Raw genomic sequence first — 20,861 nt, 5'->3', positions numbered from 1 at the left:
CGCTTCAAGGAGACAGACATGCAATCGTCCGCAACGCCTGGCGCTGCCGCCGCGCTGATCGACAGCCGGCCGCTCTCGGCCTATCAGCGACTGATCCTCGTGTTATGCGGATCAGTCATCTTCCTCGATGGTCTCGACACCCAGTCCATCAGCGTCGCCACGAAAGCGATGGCCCATGCGCTCGACGTGCCGCTCGCGAGTTTCGGCGTGGTGTTCTCGGTGCTGCAACTGGGCGGCCTGATCGGCACCTTTGTGTTCGGCTATCTCGCCGACCGCGTCGGCCGCCGGCCACTCGTGATTGCCGCTGCGTTGCTGATCGGCGCACTTACGCTTGGAACGGCGTCCGTGGAGAACTACACGCAACTGCTGATCGTGCGCTTTCTCGGGGGCATTGGCCTCGGCGGCATCTTTCCCTGTGTGCTCGCGCTCGGTGCGGAATACGTGCATAGCCGCTCCAGAGGTCTCGCGGTCGCGGTGCTGTTCGCCAACTATTCGCTCGGCGCGGCAGTGGGCGCGGTCGTCAACGGCTATGTGCTCGCGAACTTCGGGTGGCGTGCGGTGTATGTGGTGGGCGGCGCGCTGTCGATCGCAGCGGCGCTCGCAATCGTCGCGTGGCTGCCGGAGTCGCCGCATTTCCTGATCTCACGCGGCAAGACGCACAAGCTGCGCGCCGTGTTTGCGCGGCTCTTCCCGAACGAGACCATCGACGTCGAGCAGTTGCGGCTGCACGCGGCGGAGGGTGCCACGCAAGCGGCGCGCAAGGGTGTGCCCGTGCGGGAGATATTCAGCGAAGGCCGCGCGGGCATCACGTTGCTGCTGCTCGGCATCCTGATGCTGAGTTACGCGACCATCAAGGTGATGACCGTATGGCTCACGCCGCTCCTGCAGACGGCGGGCATCTCGGTAGTGCACACCTCGTATGTGCTCGCGAGCCTCGATATCGGTTCGATGCTCGGACTCGGGTTTGCAGGATACCTGGTGAGCCGCTTCGGGCCGACACGTTCGCTGTTGCCCGCGCTGCTCGTGCTCGCCGTGACGACGGTTGTCGTCGCATTCGAGGTCACGCGCTTCGCCGCGCTGCTACCAAGCGGATTCGTGATCGGCTTCACGGGCGGTATCGGACAGTCCGCGCCGCTCGCGCTGTTCGCGCTCATCTTTCCGACGCGTGTGCGTTCCACAGCGCTTGGCCTCGGCGGCGCGGCGGGACAGATCGGCAAGATCGGCTCGCCGATGCTGGTGGGTGCGGTGCTCGCGAACGGCTGGAAGCCGGACACGATTCTCTTTGCCGTCGCGCTGCTGCCTGCCATTGGCGTGCTGCTAATGCTGCTCGTGAGACTGTCGCGCCGCTATGCGGTGGCAAGCGTGAGCCAGAGCGCCTGACGACATCAACCCGAATCCCCTATGAAAACAGGCATCAAAAGGATCGAAGAGATCGCGGACGGCATCCGTGTGTTCGAGCTCGCGCCGCTCGACGGCACGCCGCTGCCGCAATACACGCCGGGCGCGCACATCGACGTGCATCTGCCGACAGGCCTCGTTCGCCAGTACTCGCTATGCGGACGTCCACAACAAAGCGACGCTTACGTGATCGCTGTGCAAAACGCCGCTGCATCGCGCGGCGGTTCCCGCGCGATGCACGCATTGCAGGTGGGAGATACGTTGCGTATCGAAGGGCCGCGCAATCATTTTCCGCTTGCGCACAACGCCCGGCATTCGGTGCTGCTCGCCGGCGGCATCGGGATTACGCCGCTGCTGAGCATGGCCGAGCGGTTTGCGCAGACGCAGGCCTCGTTCGAGTTGCACTATTGCGTGCGCAATCGCGAGCGCGCGGCCTTTCTCGACCGGCTCGATGCGCCGCATCTGAAAGGCCGCTGCACGCTCTACACCGACGACGCACCCGCCGATGCGCGAATCGACGTTGCGCGCATCGTGCGCGATCCGTCGCCCGGTTCGCATCTTTATGTGTGCGGCCCGTCTGGCTTCATGGATCACGCATTCGATGCCGCGAAGCAGGCTGGCTGGACGGACAGCCAATTGCATCGCGAGTACTTCAGTGCGCCCACGGCCGACACCTGCGGTAACGCGCCCACGGCACACGCATTCAGCGTACGGCTGGCGCGCAGCGGCAAGGTGGTGCGCGTGAGCGAACAGGAAACGGTGGTGCAAGCGCTGGCCGCGCAGGGCGTGCGCATCGAGACATCGTGCGAGCAGGGTGTATGTGGCACGTGTCTGACGCGCGTGCTGGCGGGCGATCCCGAACATCGCGATCTGTATCTGACCGACGACGAGCGCGCCCGCAACGACCAGTTCCTGCCTTGCTGCTCGCGCTCGCGCACAGACGAACTGGTCCTCGATCTTTGATCGCGGCAATCCCGGATTGCGACGCGCGGCGCGGCTGGGTACGATGGGTTACGTCCATCGACGGAGCCTTTCCCCTTGAGCACACAAGCGCTGCCATCGATCAATCATCTGCGCAGCTTCCAGGTGATCGGCCACCATCTGAACCTCGTGCATGCGGCACGCGAACTGCATCTGAGCCCATCGGCGCTCAGCTATCAGCTTGGCGTGCTCGAAGAGCGGCTCGGCACGCGGCTATTCACACGCACTGGCCGTGGACTCGCGTTCACGGAAGCGGGGCGACTGCTACACGGCGAAGTCGATCAATGTCTGCAACGGCTATGGTCGGCGTGGCAGCGCGTAGCGGCAAACGAACGCTCGGCGCCGCTCGTCGTGAACTCGCTGCCGACGTTCGCGATGCACTGGCTCCTGCCGCGGCTCACGGCCGTGCAGGAGCAGTTCGCCAATGTCGAGATTCGCGTATCGATTGCCCAGGTGGATCTGGAACGCGAGGCGCTCGATTGTGCGATCGCCTATGGCGACGGTCACTGGCCCGGTGTGCATTGCGACTTTCTGCGCGAGGAGTCGCTGATCGTCGTGTGTTCGCCTGAAACGCTGTCGGCGAACGGGCCGCTGTCGAGCGTCGCCGATCTCGCGCGCTTCACGCTGCTCTCGGCGAAAACGCGGCCAGACGATTGGGCTTTATGGGCCGATGCCGCGCAAGACACATTGCCGCCGGGTGGACGCCAGTTGCTGCTCGCATCGCGCAACATGGTGATCCAGGCCGCCTGCGAAAGCCTGGGTGTGGCCGTCGTGGACCCGGCGATGGTGCGGACCGAGCTGTCGTCGGGCCGTCTCGTGCAGGCCTTGCCGCAGACCGCGAAAGGGCAGGGTTCGTATTACCTCGTTTATCCGGCGGGCGAGGAGTCCCTTGCGCGTGTTACGGCATTTCGCACATGGCTACTCGCCGAAATGGCGCGAGACACGGCTTCGGGCTTATCCGTTTGAGCCGTCGCGGGTTCAACGCTACAGGCGCTATAGGCGCTACATCCGCAAAGCCGCAATGTACTTGGCCCGCGGCCGCAGCAGAAAAGCCTGCGCGCGCTGCTCCAGCACATGCGCCACCCAACCCGCTGTGCGGCTGATGATCCATAAGGCCGTAGCCGTGCCATCCGGCAAGCCGAGCGCACGTGCAAGCACGACGAGCGCAATCGCCACGCCGGGATGCATCGAGAGCTTGTCTCTGGCGAGCGTGAGAAATTCGAGTGTCGGGACCGTCTCCGGCGTCGCATACTGCAGCGCGCGCACCTGTTCGAGAATCAGATTGGCGCGTACGTCGCCTTCCGGATACAGCGGATGGTTGAAACCGAACAGACTCGCACCGACCTCGCGAACCATCTGCAGGCGCGGTGCCGTATCCGGATTGGCGACGTCACGCAACAGCAGCGTTTCGACTTTCTCCGTCGCCGTGCCCGTCGAAAAGCCGACGTGCGAGCCGATCGCCGCCGCGACGCAGTTGTAGAGGTCCGCATTCGTCGACGCCGCGACTCGCGCGGCGAAGGTGGCGGGCGCCAGTTCGTTGTCGGCGAGTACGGTTAGCGCGCCGTTGACGGCAAAGACGGCATCAGGCGTACACGTGCCGCCCGCCGCGCGTAGCAGATAGGCCGCGAGGCTCTCGCCGCGCTCGCGCATCACGAACGCGCGCTCTTTGCTCAGGAATCCAAGACATCCCGCCATCGTCTGCATGATGAGGCGCGCGGCCTGCACCGCGCTGCCGTCGGAAATCTCCGCCGCGCCGCGCCCCTGCATGCCGAGCGCGAGCGGCACCATGCCGAGCAGGTTGGCGATATCGCCGCCGTCCAGCTTGCCCGCGTATGCATCGAATAGCGGCAGCACGGCTTGCGGCGTGTCGAGCGCGCCCCACGCGGTGACGCCGTCCTGCCAGACGCCCGTCATCAGCAGTTGCGAAACCGATTCGAACGACGAGCCTGCCTTCGCCATCTCGACGGCCGACCGGTTGCGGTAAAGCGGGCCTTGCGGCGTGATGTGTGTGATCGCGGAGGCGAGCACGGGCTCGCCCCAACGCATCGTCGATTCAGCCGATGCCGCCTTCGGCATGCGTCCGCGCTTGCGGCTGCCCACCCGTTCGACGTCGGCGCGCACGTACAAACTGCGCCGGCCGTCGTCATGCGGCGCGGTGCCGATCAGGCCGCGGCTTACGTACGAGTAGAGGGTGGCCGGCTTGATGTTGAGCCGGGCCAGTACCTCTTCGCGCGTCATCAGATCTCTGGTCGTCATGAAATCAATCTAATCAATATAAATCAACCAAAAAAGGCGTGGCGCCTGAACAATCTGCAGTCTAGCAGAAAGGCTATGGTTAAGGATTTTCGGACGTTTTACATCGCGGCATCGACCGCTTTGAATGTTTATATTGATTTGAAATATCAATCTTGATCGACAGAGCGCCGGCGAGTAATTTTCAGTCCTCGATTCCATTTTTTGCACCGCGCCGCGAACCGCTTCGGGCGGGTGCCTTGAGGAGACTTTCCGATGCATGACCTGAGACGCGAATTCGGGCCGGCGCAAGCGAGCTTCGTCGATCAGACGGGCCAGCGTCCCCGCGACAATCACTACTGGGCGCCCGTGATCGTGAGCCGCGAACAGATCGACGCGGAAGTGGAGCGCCTTGCCGCGCTGCCGAGGCCCGCAGACGGCCGCCGCCAATCGTTGATCGTTCATCCGTCCGCGCGCGCTGGCTCGCCCGGACTTGCGCCCGGCATTCAGGTGTCGCTGCAAGTCCTGTTGCCTGGCGAATCGACGGAGCCGATGCGCCACAACGCGACCGAGGTGAACTTCTGCATCCGGGGCGGTGGCTCGACGCGCGTCGCGGGCCGCACCATCGCATTCCGTCAATACGACGTGTGGAATCACCCCGCCTTCGTCGCCTTCGCGCATACGAACGACACCGACGACATTCAGGTGCGGCTGGTCTACTCGAATGCGCCGCTGCTGCAGCACATGGAAGTGTATGTGCCCGAGTTCGGCGTCGAACTGGAAGTGCCGACGCAAACGCTCACCGCGCACGCGAGCGACGATCCGAAGCGACGCAGTCCGTTCGGCACGTTCCCGATCGGCGAAGACGGCGGTCTGCTGATGCCGTACGAAACGCTGATCAATCCGCAGGTGGTCGAATCGCGTCCGCTGCATTTTTCGTGGCAACAGGTGAAGGCCGAACTCGACAAGCTCGAGGCGCTGGGCAGCGACTACGTCGGCCGCCGTCTGTACATGATGTACAACCCGGTGACGGGCCGCACCAACGGCATCACGCCGAACTTCTTCGCGACGATGACGATCCGTCCGCCGAAGATCGTCGACCGTCCGCATCGCCACGTATCCGCGGCCATCAACTACTACTTTTCGGGCTCGGGCTACAGCATGGTGGCGGGCAACCGCTACGAGTGGAAGGCCGGCGATCTGATGCTGTCGGCGCCCGGCTGGGCCGTACACAACCACGCGTCCTACGACGACTACGTGTACGAGCTGACCGTCCAGGACCAGCCGCTCAACATCTACATGCAGTCGCTGCTGTGGCAGGAGAGCATGAAGGAGCCGCCTGCGCTGCTTGGCACGCAGACCGGTTTTTCGACCAATCGCACGAATGCCGCCACGGCCGCATAAGCCGCTTCATCGACAAGGAATCCAGATCATGCGCGATATCTCCTGGCTGAAGGGTTCGATTACCCCGATCGTTACGCCTTTCCGCAACCAGGCCGTCGATTACGAAACGTATGCACGGCTCGTCGACTGGCAGATCGTCAATGGCGGCCACGGCGTGCTCGTGAACGGCACGACGGCCGAGCCGAGCCTGCTCACCGTGGCCGAGCGCAACCGCCTCGTCGACGTGGCCGTCGAGGCAGCGGCCGGACGTGTTCCCGTGCTGGCCGCGACAGGCTCGCAATCGCACGCGGAGACGGTCGAACTGACGCAGCACGCCGACAAGGCCGGCGTCGATGCGATGCTGGTCGTCACGCCTTACTACATCCGTCCGCCGCAGCGCGGACTGGTCGAGTACTACGCGGACATCGCCGCGCGCACCGATCGGCCGCTGCTGATCTATCACATTCCGGGGCGTGCGGCAGTCAGCATGGACCTCGCCACCGTCAAGTCGATCCGCGAGCGCGCGCCGAACCTCGTAGGCATGAAGCACGCGGTCAACGACATGGCCTTCGTCACGCACATGCTCGATGCGTTCGGGCCCGAGTGGCGCGTGTTCGTCGGTCTCGAAGAGTTGAGCTATCCGATGCTCGCAGTCGGCGCCTGCGGGCTGATGAACGCGGTCGGCAATCTGGCGCCGCGCAAGGTCGCCGATCTGGTCGAGGCCGTCGAACGCGAAGACTACGCGGCGGCGCGCAAGCTGCATTTCGCGCTGTTCGAACTGAATCAGTCCGTGTTCTACGACACGAATCCGATCCCCATCAAATACATGATGAAGCGCATGGGCCTGATTCCCGCGAACGAACATCGCTTGCCGATGATGCCTGCTACGCGTGAACTCGAAGCGCGGCTCGATGGCGTGCTCGATCGCGCTGGTCTGCTCTGAGCGCCCGCGACGATCCGAACGACAACGAAACGGAGACCCTGATGAGCGACAGGATTCCACGGCTGGAGATGGCCGACATGCGGGCCGATCTGGCCGACTATCTGACGCCGCGCGTCGAGCGCTTGCGCTATCTCGGCGAGCTGTTCAAGTGCGCGGGCCATGCGCCCGACGTGCTCTTGCAGTTCATGCATTTCACCGACGCGCTGAAGCAGGCGTTGCCCGACCGTCTCACGGAACTCGGCGCGCTGACGGTGGCGAGTTACATGGAGAACCGTTACGAGCGTCACCAGCATGAACGCCTGAGCGTGAAGCTCGGCTTTCCGCGCGCCTGGATCGCGCAGGTCAACCGGCTCGATCCTGCTGCCGCGACGGACTTGAGCGACGTCGAGAAAGCAGCGCAAGCCTATGCGCTGAAGGCATTGCGTACGCGCGGCCTCGAAGCGCAGGCAGAGTTCGACGCGTTTGCGAGCCTCGTGACGCCCGCTGAAGCAATGGCCTTCGTGATGCTGATCGGCCGCTACGTTACGCATGCGATCGCCGTCAACACGCTGCGGCTCGAACCGCCCGTAGCGTCGATTTTCGAGGATGAGCAATGAACGCGGCCAGCACACCCGTGTGGATTTCAGAGCAGCAAATCGTCTCGCTGATGAACCTGTCGGGTGCCATCGAAGCGCTCGAAGCAGGCCTCGCCCAACAGGCGAGCGGCGCGGCGCGCAACATGGGCAAGACGCATGTCGCGTGGGGACACAGCAATCTGCACGCGATCGGCGCGGCGTTTCAGGATGCCGGCATCGTCGGGACCAAGACGTGGGCGCATACGGAAGGCGGCGCATGTCCGCTGCTGATTCTCTTCGATAGCGCGAACGGCCAGCTCAAGGCGATTCTCGAAGCGTTCGCGCTCGGCCAGATGCGCACGGGCGGCATCTCCGGCGTGGCGACGAAGTGGCTCGCGCGGCCCGATGCGGACGTGCTCGCGCTGATCGGCACGGGCAAGCAGGCGCTCGCGCAACTCGCTGCCGTCGCTGCCGTGCGCCGTCTGAAGCTGGTGCGCGTGTACAGCCCGACGCCGGACAAGCGGCGTGCATTCGTCGAGCGGGCGCGCGAGAAGTTCGACATCGAGATCGTCGAGGCGTCGTCGGTGGAAGCCGCCGTCGCCGACGCGCCGATCGTCACGACCGTGACGCGCGCCACGGAAGCGTTCCTGCCCGCATCCGCGCTTGCCTATGGAACGCATGTGAACGCGGTAGGCGCAATCACGGAAGAGCGCATCGAACTCGCCGACGATGTGTTCGCCCGCTGCACGCGCGCCGTGGTCGACGATCTCGGCGCGGCGAAACGCCTTTCGACCGAGTTCGTGCGTGCGTACGGCGCGCGCGATGCATGGAACGAGGTGGCGCCCCTATGCGATGTGATCGCCGAGGGACGCGCCCGCACGGCATCCGACGACATCACGGTGTTCAAGGCAATGGGCATGGGCGTATCGGATCTCGCGCTCGGCTTGCGCCTGTATGCGCTCGCGCTCGAGGCAGGGCTCGGATCGCCCTTGCCACAGCCTCGCCGCGAGCCGCCGCGCCTGAACTAATACGCAACTCATCGCAGCAGTATCGCCCGTGCCTTCACGGGCGGGTTTGTCCGCGCCCGGCATCGCGTGTGCCGCCATGCCGGGCGGACAAGCCGAATCAACACATACACACGAATACAAAAACTTTGGAGACACTTTAGTGAAGAGACGCCACACTCTCGCCGCGTTCGGCCTGACATGCGCCGCCACCTCCTGCGCGTATGCGCAAGGTTCGGTGACGCTCTATGGCATCACCGATGTCGGCGTCGAAGTCGCCAATCACGTGCCCGGTCCGAACGGCACGTCCGGCACGGTTGTACGCATGGAGTCCGGCAGCCTTGCCGGTTCGCGCTGGGGCTTGCGCGGCACAGAAGACCTCGGCGGCGGCCTGAAGACCATCTTCGTGCTGGAGAACGGTTACTCGATCAATAACGGAACGCTTGGGCAGGGTGGCCGCCTGTTCGGGCGCAAGGCGTATGTCGGGCTGAGTACGCCGTACGGCGACGTGACGCTTGGCCGGCAATACAACCTGCTGTATGACCTGATGTACGTGTACGACCCGCTTCAGTTCAATCCGAGTTATTCGGCTCAAGGTTACGATGCAACCCTTGTGGGGCGTGCCGACAATGCGGTCCGGTATACGGCGCGTTTCGCCGGCGTGACTGTCGCGGCGCTGTATAGCACCGGGTTCGATTCGACGATCCCCAACGGCGCGCAGGTGCCGGGCCATTCGAAGGTCGGGCGCGAATACAGCTTCGCGCTGCAGTACGCAAACGGCTCTGCCAACGTCGGCGTTGCCTATGATCAGATGCAAGGGACTTCGATCGCCACGCAAGATGCCACGCAGATGCGCGTGGTCGGCGGTGCGACATATACGTTCGGACCTGTGCGGGCGTATGTCGGAACGCGCTGGCTCAACATCCGTAACACTTCGGCGCTGCAAGGCTCGCTGCTGTACTGGCTGGGCGCGTCGTGGCAGGCCACCTCGCCGCTGATCTTTTCGCTTGGCGGGTATCAGGAGCGCATTCATGGCACGGGACAAAAGGCCACCAGCGGCGTGCTGCTGGCTGACTACTTTCTGTCCAAGCGCACGGATCTCTACGCCGAAGTATCGTACGTCACCAACTCGAACGGGCTGAACGTCGGTGTGCGCGCGACGGGCGACGTGACGACGGGCGGCACCCAGACGGGTGCCACGGTCGGCATCAAACATACCTTCTGACAGTGGAGAACATCATGGCCCAACACAAAGTGTCGATGCCTGCGGGGCGCATCGACGTTCGCCAGGAACTGGAGGAAGCGCCGCTTGGCAGCTTTCACATCCGGCTCGGCGTCCTGATCTCGATGATCCTGCTGTTCGACGGCTACGACCTGTACAACTCGGCGTATATCGTCCATTACGTGGCCGGTCCGTGGGGACTGTCGCCGACGCGCATCGGCATCATGCTGTCGAGCGGGCTGGCGGGATTCGCCGCGGGCTCAGCCGTCAGCGGGTTGCTCGGCGATCGCTTCGGGCGTCGCAGCGTTCTGCTGCTCGGCTGCTGGGGCTCCGGCGTGATGAGTCTGGCGATCGCGCTGTTCGCGCACAGTCTCGCGTCGTACATCGCGTTGCGCGTGACGATGGGGCTGGCGCTCGGGCTGCTGATGCCGCTCGCAATCACCTATATCAACGAGATCGCGCCGAAGCGTTCGTCGAATGTGTTCACGAGCCTGTTCTTCTCGCTTGGCTGGGTGAGCGGCTCGTCGTCGGCAGGATTGATCGCGGCGTGGCTGACGCCGCATTACGGCTGGCAGAGTCTCTATTACGTCGGCGGCGTCGCGCTCGTGTTCGCGCTTGCGATTCAATTGTGGTTGCCCGAATCGCCGCGCTTTCTGGCCAGCCGCGGACGTTGGGAAGAGGTCAAGCCGTTGCTGTATCGCTTGCGTCCGGACCGCGCAGCAGCCTACGACGCGGGCCAGTTCGCTACAGGCGGCGCGATCTCGCACAGAAGTCCGCTCGGTTTGCTGCTGTCGCGCGACTACCGGCTGCGCACGTTGAGCTTCTGGGCCGCCGGCGCGTTGAGCCTGTTTTCGGCCTACGGCCTGTCGGGCTGGCTGCCGACCATCATGCTCAAGCGCGGCGAGAACCTGTCGTCGAGCTTCGCGTATGGCTCGCTGTTCGCGGGCATGGCTGTGGCGGGCGGACTGATCTCAGGTTTTATCGCTGACCGCGTCGGCGACCGCCGTCGCGTGATATCGGCGTCGTACGTGCTCGGCGCAGCGATGGTCGCGCTGCTCGCCTGGGCGACCGACCGCACCACCACGCTGATTGCGGTCGCTGGCGCGGGCGCTTTCGTCGTCGGCTCGCAGATCGTGCTCAACAACCTGGTTGCAGCCACTTACCCGACTGAAATGCGCGGCACGGGCGTCGGCGTGTTCCTGGGGCTGTCGCGTATCGGCGCGATGTTCGGGCCGGCCGTGGCGGGTGTTTTGCAGCAGTGGTCGGGCGGACCGGGCATCATGTTCGCAGCGATCGGCGCCGCGGTGTTGATGACAGCGATGCTGGTGCTGACCGTTGGTCCATCGCAGCCGCATGCGGTTGTCACCAATGCACACTGAGGCCCACTGAACTTTCGTTTCAAAGAGAACCATTATGTCGAGATTAATGCTCAGCCTCGCTGTCAGCGACTATGACCATGTGCGCGACCTGGTAAGCGGACGCGTGCAACCCGAAGGCATCGAACTGGTGCCGTCGGTGCTCAATGTCGAAGAGATCTTTTATCGCACGACGCATTTCCAGGAGTGGGACATTTCGGAAATGTCATTCGGCAAGTATTCGTCGCTGCGCTCGCAGGGCGATGACCGGCTCGTCGGATTGCCCGTGTTTCCGTCGCGCTCGTTCCGCCAGTCGTCGCTGTATGTGCGCCGCGATGGACGCGTCCAGCGTCCCGAGGATTTGCGCGGCAAACGTATCGGCATTCCGGAGTGGGCGCAAACGGCCGCGATCTACTCGCGCGGCTGGATTGCCCATTCGCTCGGTATTCCGCTGTCCGAAATCGAATGGGTGCAGGGCGGCGTGAATCAGGCGGGCCGCAAGGAGAAGGTGAATGTGCGCGTGCCTGAGGGCGTGTCGTATCGTTCGGAGCCTGAGCGCTCGCTGACGTCGCTGCTGCTCGACGGCGAGATCGACGCCGTCCTGAGCGCGCGTCCGCCCGAGCCTGGCCACGAACGCGCGGATGAGATCGTGCGGCTCTTTTCGCGCTTTGCCGACACCGAACGCGAGTACTACGAGGCGACGCGCATCTTCCCGATCATGCATCTGATCGTGTTGCGCCGTGAGACGTTTGAAAAGCATCGGTGGATTGCAGGCAATCTGTTGAAGGCGTTCGAGGAAGCCAAGCGCAATAGCCTTTACCGGCTGAGCGATATCACCTGCTCGCACTTCCCGCTGCCGTGGATGCCGGCGCGTGTTGCCGAAGCACAGGCGCTCTTCGGCGCGGACATCTGGCCGTACGGACTGGAGCCGAATCGCACGACGCTCGAGGCCTTCCTGAAGTTCGGCTATGAACAGGGTGTGTGCCATCGGCTGCTCAAGCCGGAGGAACTGTTTCCGGCCGAAACCCTCAGTGCGGTGCGCGTGTGATTTGGGACGACCGATGATCACGCTTCAGAAAACGGGCAGTTTCTTCGTGGGCGGACGGCGCGTGAACATCACGGGGCAAGCGCCGTATCGCGTCATGCTGTCGTCGACGTCGACGCGTGACTACGATCCGAACGGCACGTACTGGATCGAGGCGGCCTACGTGCAGTACTTTCTGCAGGCCACGCCGCGCTATGCAGTACCGCTCGTGCTGATGCATGGCGGCGGACTGACGGGCGCGATGTGGGAAGACACGCCGGACGGCAGGCCCGGCTGGCTTCAGCGGCTACTCGAAGCGGGTGTGTCGGTGTATGTGGTGGACAACGTCGAACGCGGGCGTGCCGGCTTCTGCGCGCTCGACGGTATCAGGCTCGACCGTCCGTTATCGCGCAGCGACGAAGAGTCCGCGAAGATCTATCGCTTTGGTTACGCCGGTCACCGCTTTCCGCTCGATGCGATGCAAGGCCTGTCGGCGCAAACCGTGCCGCGCTGGCCGGGTACGAGCGCGCTGCAAAGACAGGCGTTGATCGATGTGGTGCGGCGTATCGGACCGTGCGCCTTGCTCGGTTTCAGTCAGGGCGGAGGTCTCGTTTTCGATGCAGCCGGCGCGGCGCGCGATCTCGTGCGCGCCTGCGTCGCGCTCGAACCGCACGGTGTCCCTGCTTCGTTCGATGCCGGTTTGCCGGGCACGCCCGCACTCGTCGTGTTCGGCGATTTCATCGAAGAGGACGAAGCGTGGCGTGCGCACGCGGCTCGCGCGAGTGCGTCGATCGAGGCGTGGAATACGGCGGGCGGAAAGGGCGAGCGTATCGATCTGCCCGCGCTCGGCATGCGCGGCAACACGCACATGATGATGATGGATGAGAACAGCGACGACGTATTGCGTGTCGTGCTCGACTGGCTGGATCGTTGCGCGGGGATGCGTTTGATGTGTTGATTGAAACAGCACGCAGCGAACTACGAGAACAACGCGCTGACATACACGGCCATTCCGAACTTGACCTTCACGCCGCGAACCGAACGAGGCGCGCGCCTGGCAACGCGATCTGATGCGTCCACGCGGCCAGCGTACGCGCGACGACGGGCGCTTTACTGAGAATCGCGCTGTCGTACACCTTGCCTGTGAAGCGGATCGCGTCGACGATGCGGAAGCCCTGCCCGCGATAGAAGGCAACGAGATGCGCAGCCGGATACGGCGTATCGAGCGCCAACTCCGCAAAACCGCGCGTCGCAGCCCAATGCTCGGCAAACGCCAGCATAGATTTACCGATGCCGCGGTTTTGCCACGAAGGATCGATAGCTAACTGGCGAATCGTCGCGACATCCTGCCGGTGATAATGCTCGCAGAGCGAGTCGCTGTCGCTCGCATAAAGCGTCATCGTGCCGATGATCTTTCCACCACTGACCATCACGAAGCAGTCGCCAGTTTGAGCACGTCTCATCGTGACAGCGACATCCTGATCCACACATGTGCAGTTCAACCCCATCATGCCGAGCCGCGCAAACGCGCGATGCAGCATTGTCGTGAGTTGCTCGTACGAGTCGCGCGACGGATCGAAGCGTCGTAGCACCACGCTGCCGGTGCTCCGCTCGCGATAAGCGAGGGGCATGTGCTTTTCGATTGTCGCGCGTCGTTCCGACATTGTGTCTCTCCTGACTTGCGTGAAGTCTAGAATTGGTCATTACGGGCCACAAGAAAAAATGTCGTAAAAATCGTGAGGTTCTCTTTGTGCTCGCGCGCGAAAACTGCGCGCGGTGGCGATCAACGTGGCCATCAGCCGGAAAAAGCGGTATCGTCGCATATGACAACGTCAGGGTCATTTACGCCATGCGCATTACCGTGCTCGCACTCGATGGACTGTTCGATACAGGGCTCGCCGTTACGCTCGACGCGCTCGGCGCCGCGAACAAGCTCGCTTCACGCATGATGGGCGGAACGCCGAAATTCAACGTCACGGTCGTGGGTGTGCGCAAGCGCGTGCGCTCAGGGCAGGGTTTCACGATTCCCGTGCAGGCGATCACACCGGACCTGAAGCCGGACTGGGTCATCGTCCCCGCGCTCGGCAAGACGACGCCGGACGAATTGATTCCCGCGCTGGATCGAGCGGACGTGAAGCAGGCCACCGCACAATTGCTGAAATGGCGTGCTGAAGGCGCCTTGATCGCCGCTTCGTGTATCGGCACGTTTCTGCTCGCCGAAGCCGGTCTGCTCGATCATCGCGAAGCGACGTCGACCTGGTCGCTCGCGCCGCTCTTCAGGCAACGCTATCCGAAGGTCTCGCTCGACGAATCGCGCATGCTCGTCGCAACCGATATCGGCGTGACGGCGGGCGCCGCATTAGGGCATCTCGACCTCACGCTCTGGTTGATCCGCAAGGCGAGTCCGGAACTGGCGACGCTCGTTTCGCGCTACCTGCTAGCCGATATCCGCTCATTGCAGGCGCCGTACATCATTCCCAATCATCTGGCGCTGGCGGACCCGTTGATGCAGCGTTTCGAACGATGGGCGCGAGATCATCTGAAGGAGGGTTTCTCGCTGCAGGACGCCGCCGGCGCACTGGCGACGAGCGCGCGCACGTTGCAGCGCCGCTGCCAGGAAGTGCTGGGGAAATCGCCGCTCGCGTACTTTCAGGACTTGCGCGTCGAGCGCGCGCAATCGCTTCTACACGGCAGCGGTCTCGATCTCGAAGCGATTGCGGCTGAAGTGGGTTATGTCGACGGTGCGACGCTGAGAACGCTGTTGCGGCAGCGTTTGGGAAGGGGCGTGCGTGAGTTGCGCGCGGACTTGCGCTAATAGCGACGTGTGCGGCGTTCGATAAAAATGAAAGAGGAAGGTCCGAAGCCTTCCTCTTTCATCGCACGCTACTTAGTCATAGAGTACAGCAGCGATCTTCGGATCATTTATGTTCGTCTTGTCGTACCAGTAAAAGCCGGTGTCGACTTTCTTCGGCAGCTTCTCGCCCTTGAGCGCTTTCACGGCCGAGTCGATCACGCATTTGCCGATGCCCACCGGGTTTTGCGTAATCGCGCCCGCCATCAGGCCGGACATGATGTCCTCTTTCTGTTCCTTGCCTGAGTCGTAGCCGATCAGCACCAGCTTCTTGCCCGATTCCTTCACGCCGATTGCCGCGCCTTCCGCCGAACCTTCGTTGGCGCCGAAAATGCCTTTGATGTTCGGATTGGCCTGAATCATCGCCTTGGCAATTTCCGCCGACTTCAGGTGATCACCGCCACCGTATTGCACCGAAACGATCTTGACGTTCGGATGCTTCGACTTCATTTCGTTCAGGAAGCCGTCGCGCCGGTCGATGCCCGTGCGGCTCGTCTGGTCGTGCACGATGACACCGACTTCGCCCGAATTGCCGATCATCCCGGCCATCTTGTCCGCGGCGAGCGCAGCGGCTGCGAGGTTATCCGTCGCGCACGTCGTCAGCGGAATATCGCTGTCGACGCCAGAGTCGAACGCGATGACGGGAATCTTGCTGGACTGCGCACGCTTGAGCAACGGAATGGCCGCCTTGCTGTCGAGCGCGGCAATGCCGAGTGCCTGCGGTTTCTTCGCGAGTGCAGCCGATAACATGTCGATCTGTTTATCGACCATTGCCTCCGTTTCCGGGCCTTCGAACGTGATACGCACGTTGTTTGCCTTCGCGGATTGCTCCGCGCCCGATTTCACGGCCTGCCAGAACTGATGCTGGAAGCCTTTCGAAATGAGCGGAATGTAGGGCTCGTCCGCGTACGCCAGGTTGCTCGCCCCGACGAGTGCGCCGACACCGATCGCGATACTGAGTACTTTTCTTTTCAACATGGGGTTTCTCCTCCTAAGGTGGGCTATCAACCTCCAGCCGTTGAGAGAGCCTTTCGGTACTCTCCTTTCTTTGATTTCTATTGTCGTGTGCAGGCTCAGCGCTTTCGGCGTCGCAAGATATCGGCGTACACGGCGAGAATGATGATGAGGCCCGTCACCACGATCTGCCATTCCTGTGCAACCGACATGATGCGCAAGCCGTTGGTCAGCACACTCATGATGAATGCGCCGATGATGGTGCCGAGTATCGTGCCCGATCCGCCACTCAACGACGTGCCGCCAATCACCACAGCCGCAATCGCTTCCAGTTCGTAGCCCTGGCCGAGGGCCGGTTGCGCCGAATTCAGACGCGATGCGATCAGCAACCCAGCGATGCCACAAATCGCGCCGCCCAGGCCGTAGATCGCGATCTTCCATCTGTCGACGTTCACGCCCGACAGACGCACGGCTTCTTCATTGCTGCCGAGTGCGAATGTATAGCGGCCGAGCGCCGTGCGATTGAGTGTGATGGAACTCACGATGGCGAGCACGAACAGAATAAGGACGGCATTCGGTACGGGCACGCCCGGCAGGAAATATGCAATCAGAGAATCCTGCGAGATCATGTAGAAGTTCTCTGTGTCGGTGAAATAGATCGGTTTATCGACCGACACGACGAGCGAAAGCCCTTTGAGCAGCAGCATCATGCCCAGTGTCGCAATGAACGGCGGTATTTTCATTTTCGCCGTCAACGTGCCGGAGATCGTGCCGCACAGTGCGCCCGTCGCGATGGCGGCGAGCACGCCCATCCACATCGGCAAATGCCAGTAGGTCAGGAACACGCCGCAGATGACAGCCGTAAACGTCATCAACGTGCCGACGGACAAATCGATGCCGCCCGTGATAATGACGAAAGTACTGGCAATGGCCAGCACGCCATTGACGGCCGTCGCCTGCAGAATGCCGAGGATGTTGTCCATCTGCATGAAGGCGGGCGACGCGAAGCTGAAAAAGATCAGCAGCAATATCAGGCTTGTGAACGCGAGCAGCTTTTGCAAAGCCGTCGGCGAGAAGAGACGGGCTCTGAAACCCGATAATCTTCCTTCGTTGGACAGTGCCGCTGTATCCGATTGCGATGTCATTGATCTGACCTCTTCAGGCTCATGCTGTTTTCAAGGATTCGCGCTGCGTCGCGAGATGCATGATGCTTTCCTGCGTGGCCTCGCTGGCAGAAAGCTCGCCAGTGATACGGCCTTCGCACATCACCACGATACGGTCGCTCATGCGCAGAATTTCCGGCAATTCCGACGAGATCATTACGATGGCCTTGCCTTGCGCTGCGAGCGAGCGCAACAGCTTGTAGATCTCGCTCTTTGCGCCGACATCGATGCCGCGCGTCGGCTCGTCGAAGAACAGTACGTCGCAATCTCGCTCCAGCCATTTCGCAATGACGATCTTCTGCTGGTTGCCGCCCGACAGCAGCCTGACAGGTTGTGTCGGGGAAGGCGTGCGGATCGCGAGCAGATTGATGAAATGCGAAGCTCGCTTGCGTATCTGCGCGCGGCGGAGAAACACACGCAGCGACAGGAACTTGCCGAGATCCGACATCACGATGTTCGATTCGACATCCATGCCTGTTGCAAGGCCGAAGCGTTTGCGGTCTTCGGAGAGATAGCCGATGCTGTGCGCGACGGCATTGCAGGGTCTTTTGATGAGCGCCTTTACGCCTTTCACGAAAATATCGCCTGACTCGATCGGGTCCGCGCCGAATACCGCGCGCGCGACTTCCGTGCGGCCCGCGCCCATCAGGCCCGCAAAGCCCAATATCTCGCCTTTGCGCAGCGTGAAGCTCACGTCCCTGACGAGTGGACCGGCGTTCAGATGCTTCACTTCGAGCGCGATGTCGCCCGTGCATTCGGTGCCTTGATACGGCGTGACGTCGGCGAGCGTGCGGCCCACCATCATGCCGATGATCGCGGGCACGGTGGTATCAGCCGTCGACACAGTGGCCACATATTCACCATCGCGCATCACGGTGACGCGGTCGGAGATCTGCTTGAGCTCATCCATCTTGTGCGAGATGTAGATGACGCCGACGCCGCGTTCCTTCAGTTGACGGATGATACGGAAAAGCTCGGCAATCTCCGCGTCGTTGAGCGCCGAGGTCGGCTCGTCCATGATGAGCACGCGCGAATCGAACGACAACGCCTTCGCGATCTCGACCATCTGCTGGCTCGCGACCGTGAGCGACTCGACGACGGTACGCGGATCGAGATTCACATGCATGCGCGCGAGGATCTCGCGAGCCTGCGCGTTGAGTTTGTCTTCATCGAGAAACAGGCCCAGGCGTCCGCGCGGCTCGCGGCCAATGAACATGTTCTGCGCAACGGTCAGATGGTTCATCAGCTGAAGTTCCTGATGAATGATGCCGATGCCTGCCGCCTGTGCTTCGCGTGGGCTGGTGAAATCGACGGGCTTGCCGTCGTAGAGCATTTCGCCGGAATCGCGCGTGTACACGCCGGCGAGTATCTTCATCAGCGTGGACTTGCCTGCGCCGTTCTCGCCCATCAACGCATGCACTTCGCCCGCCATGAGTTCGAACTGCACTTCGTGCAGCGCCCTCACGCCCGGAAAGCTCTTGTTGAGCTTGCTGACGGAAATGAGTGGAGTCATGGCGCGGCAGTCATGCAAAGAGAAGCCAGAGACATTGCCTTGTCCTTAAGGTGCGAAAAGATCTGGTCTTTCTTTCGCGGACCGGTGCAATTCGGCGACCACCTCGTCGAGATGATCGTGCATTGCTTTTGCAGCCGTATCGGCGTTTCCCACGCGGATCGCCGCGAATATGCGCTCGTGTTCGTCGAGCGTATGCGCGAGCCGCTCCGGACTTGCTAACAGTTGTCTTGCGCGATCCAGTGCATTGCGCGATACAGCGACGATTTCCTTCACACGCGGCAAATTCACCGCGTCGAGCATGATTTCGTGAAAAGCCAGATCGAGTACATGAAACGTCAAACGCTCCCCGTTGCCGGCTACGTCGCGCTGCTGATCGAGATTGACTGCGAGCGCGTCGATTGTCGCGCTGTCACGCATCAGCGCGACGGCGCGCACGGTTTCGACTTCCAGCGCGCTGCGTATGAACAGATGCTGGCTTATGTCGTGAAGCGCAATGGGTTTGACGCGTGTGCCGCGCTGCGGCAAAACTTCGACTAGGCCTGCATGCTCGAGCCGCGCCAATGCAGCGGAAACCGGAAAGCGCGATACGCCCATGCGCTCGCACACGGCCAGCTTGTCGATCATCATTCCGGGTTCCAGCACCAATGTCACGATCGCTTCTCTCAGCGCCAGTTCCACCGCGTCGGTCAGGCTGCCACGCTCGCCGCCTTTGACCTTTTGCAGTGCGACATACGGATTACTGGCGGCATTCGCTACATCTGACGAAGAGCTCACGGCACGCTTGATTTCCAGAAGACATGCTAGCATGCTAGGAAGTGGATTGAGCGTTGTCAACGCGTGCAAACGCCTGGTAGGTCTTATCAGGGTGTACCCGGATCTACTGTTTTGACGAACGCACCAGGCGGTTCCTCTTCGCTAGCAGGTCAATGCCGGTAGCCATCCCTGGAGGGTGCTCAGATGACCACGATCACGAGGCTGTCCGTTCGCGATATTCGTTTCCCCACTTCCCGTTCGCTCGATGGCTCCGACGCAATGAATGCCGCGCCGGACTATTCCGCCACGTATGTCACGCTCGAAACCGATTCGCCGCAACAGCTCACGGGCCACGGACTGACCTTTACGATCGGGCGCGGCAATGAAATCTGTGTGACAGCGGTGAATGCGTTGACGCCGCTTATCGTCGGCAAAAAGCTCGAAGATATCGTTGCGAATATGGGGGCATTCTGGCGCGCCTTTACTTCGGATAGTCAGTTGCGCTGGATCGGTCCCGACAAAGGTGCAATTCATCTGGCGACGGCCGCTGTCGTGAATGCCGTGTGGGACCTGTGGGCGAAATCGGTTGGCAAGCCCGTGTGGAAGCTGCTCGTCGACATGAGCCCGGAAGAACTCGTGCGCTGTCTGGACTTTCGTTACGTGACGGACGCGATCACGCCTTACGAAGCGCTGGCGCTGCTGAATCGGCACGCGAAGACTAAAGGCGAACGCGAAAAGGAAATGCTAGCGCAAGGCTATCCGGCGTATACGACTTCGGCGGGCTGGCTCGGTTACGACGACGACAAGATCCGCCGGCTCGCGCGCGAAGGCGTCGCGCAAGGGTGGACGCATTTCAAGCAGAAAGTTGGCGGCAATCTTGAAGAAGATGTAAGACGCGCCCGCATCCTGCGTGAAGAGATCGGCGAGAACCTGAAGCTGATGATGGATGCGAATCAGGTGTGGGATGTCGATGAAGCCGTCGCGAACATGCGGCGTCTCGCGGAGTTCGACCCATGGTGGATCGAAGAGCCGACAAGTCCCGACGATGTGCTCGGTCACGCGGCCATTCGTCAGCGGCTGGGATCGATCGGTGTGGCGACGGGTGAGCACTGTCAGAACCGCGTGATGTTCAAGCAGTTGCTGCAAGCTAAGGCAATCGATTTCTGCCAGGTCGATAGTTGTCGTCTGGGCGGACTGAACGAAGTACTCGTCGTGCTGCTGATGGCGGCGAAGTTCGGCGTGCCGGTATGTCCGCATGCGGGCGGTGTCGGATTGTGCGAGTACGTGCAGCACATTTCGCTATTCGACTATATCTGCGTGTCGGCGTCGCTGGAAAACCGCGTGCTCGAATATGTCGATCATCTGCACGAGCATTTCGTCGATCCCGTTGTTATTCGCAATGGCCGCTATATGCCGCCGCAAAAGCCGGGATACAGCATCGAAATGAAGGCGCCGTCACTCGAAACCTATGTCTTCCCCGATGGCGAGGCATGGCAGCCTTGAGGCCGTCGAGCAACTGCAACTGGATTTC

19 protein-coding genes are annotated in these 20,861 nt (G+C 62.2%); 13 read left to right on the top strand and 6 right to left on the bottom strand.

The window, feature by feature from the left end; translation table 11 throughout:
• The first annotated feature begins 18 nt into the window (after window positions 1-18).
• From SB822_RS15210 to SB822_RS15200, 3 genes are all read left to right on the top strand, one after another.
• Complete coding sequence (locus tag SB822_RS15210; protein ID WP_410855070.1) at window positions 19-1,380, top strand: MFS transporter; 1,362 nt, start codon at window positions 19-21, stop codon at window positions 1,378-1,380.
• 21 nt (window positions 1,381-1,401) lie between these two features.
• Complete coding sequence (locus tag SB822_RS15205; RefSeq protein WP_410855069.1) at window positions 1,402-2,361, top strand: PDR/VanB family oxidoreductase; 960 nt, start codon at window positions 1,402-1,404, stop codon at window positions 2,359-2,361.
• A 75-nt stretch (window positions 2,362-2,436) separates the two neighbouring features.
• The gene (locus tag SB822_RS15200; protein WP_007739649.1) at window positions 2,437-3,345 is read left to right on the top strand and encodes a LysR substrate-binding domain-containing protein; all 909 of its coding nucleotides are present in this window, start codon (window positions 2,437-2,439) and stop codon (window positions 3,343-3,345) included.
• 36 nt (window positions 3,346-3,381) lie between these two features.
• On the opposite strand, the gene SB822_RS15195 is transcribed toward SB822_RS15200, so the two are convergent.
• Window positions 3,382-4,617 (bottom strand): citrate/2-methylcitrate synthase, encoded by a 1,236-nt coding sequence (locus SB822_RS15195; RefSeq protein WP_009770039.1) that lies wholly within the window; start codon window positions 4,615-4,617, stop codon window positions 3,382-3,384.
• 270 nt (window positions 4,618-4,887) lie between these two features.
• Here SB822_RS15195 and SB822_RS15190 point away from each other — a divergent pair, with 270 nt between their 5' ends.
• The 8 genes from SB822_RS15190 to SB822_RS15155 all read left to right on the top strand — a co-directional run bounded on the left by SB822_RS15190 (window position 4,888) and on the right by SB822_RS15155 (window position 13,054).
• Window positions 4,888-6,015, top strand: a complete 1,128-nt coding sequence (locus SB822_RS15190; RefSeq protein WP_007739652.1) for a cupin domain-containing protein — start codon at window positions 4,888-4,890, stop codon at window positions 6,013-6,015.
• Between the two features lie 28 nt (window positions 6,016-6,043).
• Window positions 6,044-6,937 (top strand): 4-hydroxy-tetrahydrodipicolinate synthase, encoded by an 894-nt coding sequence (gene dapA / locus SB822_RS15185; RefSeq protein ID WP_042313427.1) that lies wholly within the window; start codon window positions 6,044-6,046, stop codon window positions 6,935-6,937.
• 41 nt (window positions 6,938-6,978) lie between these two features.
• A complete protein-coding gene (locus SB822_RS15180; protein WP_009770041.1) occupies window positions 6,979-7,533 on the top strand; it encodes a carboxymuconolactone decarboxylase family protein in 555 nt (184 codons plus the stop codon).
• Entirely contained in the window at window positions 7,530-8,519 is a 990-nt protein-coding gene (locus SB822_RS15175) for an ornithine cyclodeaminase family protein (RefSeq protein ID WP_410855068.1), read from the top strand. Before SB822_RS15180 ends, SB822_RS15175 begins: the two co-directional genes overlap by 4 nt.
• A gap of 139 nt (window positions 8,520-8,658) precedes the next feature.
• Window positions 8,659-9,720 (top strand): porin, encoded by a 1,062-nt coding sequence (locus SB822_RS15170; protein ID WP_410855067.1) that lies wholly within the window; start codon window positions 8,659-8,661, stop codon window positions 9,718-9,720.
• 14 nt (window positions 9,721-9,734) lie between these two features.
• Window positions 9,735-11,096 carry an MFS transporter gene (locus SB822_RS15165; RefSeq protein ID WP_410855066.1) on the top strand — a complete coding sequence of 454 codons (1,362 nt, stop codon included), beginning with the start codon at window positions 9,735-9,737 and terminating at the stop codon, window positions 11,094-11,096.
• Between the two features lie 34 nt (window positions 11,097-11,130).
• The gene (locus SB822_RS15160; RefSeq protein ID WP_410855065.1) at window positions 11,131-12,120 is read left to right on the top strand and encodes a 4,5-dihydroxyphthalate decarboxylase; all 990 of its coding nucleotides are present in this window, start codon (window positions 11,131-11,133) and stop codon (window positions 12,118-12,120) included.
• A 13-nt stretch (window positions 12,121-12,133) separates the two neighbouring features.
• Window positions 12,134-13,054, top strand: a complete 921-nt coding sequence (locus tag SB822_RS15155; RefSeq protein WP_410855064.1) for a hydrolase — start codon at window positions 12,134-12,136, stop codon at window positions 13,052-13,054.
• A 67-nt stretch (window positions 13,055-13,121) separates the two neighbouring features.
• Here the strand turns inward: SB822_RS15155 and SB822_RS15150 are convergent, their stop codons facing one another.
• Complete coding sequence (locus tag SB822_RS15150; protein ID WP_410855063.1) at window positions 13,122-13,760, bottom strand: GNAT family N-acetyltransferase; 639 nt, start codon at window positions 13,758-13,760, stop codon at window positions 13,122-13,124.
• A gap of 185 nt (window positions 13,761-13,945) precedes the next feature.
• Here SB822_RS15150 and SB822_RS15145 point away from each other — a divergent pair, with 185 nt between their 5' ends.
• Complete coding sequence (locus SB822_RS15145; RefSeq protein ID WP_009770048.1) at window positions 13,946-14,911, top strand: GlxA family transcriptional regulator; 966 nt, start codon at window positions 13,946-13,948, stop codon at window positions 14,909-14,911.
• A gap of 72 nt (window positions 14,912-14,983) precedes the next feature.
• Here the strand turns inward: SB822_RS15145 and SB822_RS15140 are convergent, their stop codons facing one another.
• The 4 genes from SB822_RS15140 to SB822_RS15125 form a co-directional block, all read right to left on the bottom strand.
• A complete protein-coding gene (locus SB822_RS15140; protein WP_007739666.1) occupies window positions 14,984-15,925 on the bottom strand; it encodes an ABC transporter substrate-binding protein in 942 nt (313 codons plus the stop codon).
• Window positions 15,926-16,020: 95 nt separating this feature from the next.
• On the bottom strand, window positions 16,021-17,046 hold the full coding sequence (locus SB822_RS15135) for an ABC transporter permease (RefSeq protein ID WP_007739668.1): 1,026 nt from the start codon (window positions 17,044-17,046) through the stop codon (window positions 16,021-16,023).
• A gap of 19 nt (window positions 17,047-17,065) precedes the next feature.
• The gene (locus SB822_RS15130) at window positions 17,066-18,577 is read right to left on the bottom strand and encodes a sugar ABC transporter ATP-binding protein (protein ID WP_079502283.1); all 1,512 of its coding nucleotides are present in this window, start codon (window positions 18,575-18,577) and stop codon (window positions 17,066-17,068) included.
• Window positions 18,578-18,622: 45 nt separating this feature from the next.
• Window positions 18,623-19,384, bottom strand: coding sequence for a GntR family transcriptional regulator (locus SB822_RS15125; RefSeq protein WP_007739671.1), 762 nt, complete (start codon window positions 19,382-19,384; stop codon window positions 18,623-18,625).
• A gap of 150 nt (window positions 19,385-19,534) precedes the next feature.
• On the opposite strand from SB822_RS15125, the gene SB822_RS15120 reads away from it, so the two are divergent.
• Window positions 19,535-20,833, top strand: coding sequence for an L-fuconate dehydratase (locus SB822_RS15120; RefSeq protein ID WP_410855062.1), 1,299 nt, complete (start codon window positions 19,535-19,537; stop codon window positions 20,831-20,833).
• Window positions 20,834-20,861 lie beyond the last annotated feature (28 nt).

This window comes from Paraburkholderia sp. SIMBA_054, assembly GCF_046534875.1.
GTDB lineage: Bacteria > Pseudomonadota > Gammaproteobacteria > Burkholderiales > Burkholderiaceae > Paraburkholderia > Paraburkholderia hospita.
Note: the sequence above shows the minus strand (reverse complement) of the source record. Positions and strands in the feature narration are given on the sequence as shown.

Coding starts and splice junctions, on each gene's coding strand:
- SB822_RS15130 (WP_079502283.1), bottom strand. CDS start 18,577: ATGACTCCACTCATTTCCGTCAGCAAGCTCAACAAGAGCTTTCCGGGC.
- SB822_RS15125 (WP_007739671.1), bottom strand. CDS start 19,384: ATGCTAGCATGTCTTCTGGAAATCAAGCGTGCCGTGAGCTCTTCGTCA.
- SB822_RS15140 (WP_007739666.1), bottom strand. CDS start 15,925: ATGTTGAAAAGAAAAGTACTCAGTATCGCGATCGGTGTCGGCGCACTC.
- SB822_RS15205 (WP_410855069.1), top strand. CDS start 1,402: ATGAAAACAGGCATCAAAAGGATCGAAGAGATCGCGGACGGCATCCGT.
- SB822_RS15150 (WP_410855063.1), bottom strand. CDS start 13,760: ATGTCGGAACGACGCGCGACAATCGAAAAGCACATGCCCCTCGCTTAT.
- SB822_RS15155 (WP_410855064.1), top strand. CDS start 12,134: ATGATCACGCTTCAGAAAACGGGCAGTTTCTTCGTGGGCGGACGGCGC.
- SB822_RS15160 (WP_410855065.1), top strand. CDS start 11,131: ATGTCGAGATTAATGCTCAGCCTCGCTGTCAGCGACTATGACCATGTG.
- SB822_RS15175 (WP_410855068.1), top strand. CDS start 7,530: ATGAACGCGGCCAGCACACCCGTGTGGATTTCAGAGCAGCAAATCGTC.
- SB822_RS15135 (WP_007739668.1), bottom strand. CDS start 17,046: ATGACATCGCAATCGGATACAGCGGCACTGTCCAACGAAGGAAGATTA.
- SB822_RS15165 (WP_410855066.1), top strand. CDS start 9,735: ATGGCCCAACACAAAGTGTCGATGCCTGCGGGGCGCATCGACGTTCGC.
- SB822_RS15145 (WP_009770048.1), top strand. CDS start 13,946: ATGCGCATTACCGTGCTCGCACTCGATGGACTGTTCGATACAGGGCTC.
- SB822_RS15190 (WP_007739652.1), top strand. CDS start 4,888: ATGCATGACCTGAGACGCGAATTCGGGCCGGCGCAAGCGAGCTTCGTC.
- SB822_RS15180 (WP_009770041.1), top strand. CDS start 6,979: ATGAGCGACAGGATTCCACGGCTGGAGATGGCCGACATGCGGGCCGAT.
- dapA (WP_042313427.1), top strand. CDS start 6,044: ATGCGCGATATCTCCTGGCTGAAGGGTTCGATTACCCCGATCGTTACG.
- SB822_RS15210 (WP_410855070.1), top strand. CDS start 19: ATGCAATCGTCCGCAACGCCTGGCGCTGCCGCCGCGCTGATCGACAGC.
- SB822_RS15195 (WP_009770039.1), bottom strand. CDS start 4,617: ATGACGCGCGAAGAGGTACTGGCCCGGCTCAACATCAAGCCGGCCACC.
- SB822_RS15120 (WP_410855062.1), top strand. CDS start 19,535: ATGACCACGATCACGAGGCTGTCCGTTCGCGATATTCGTTTCCCCACT.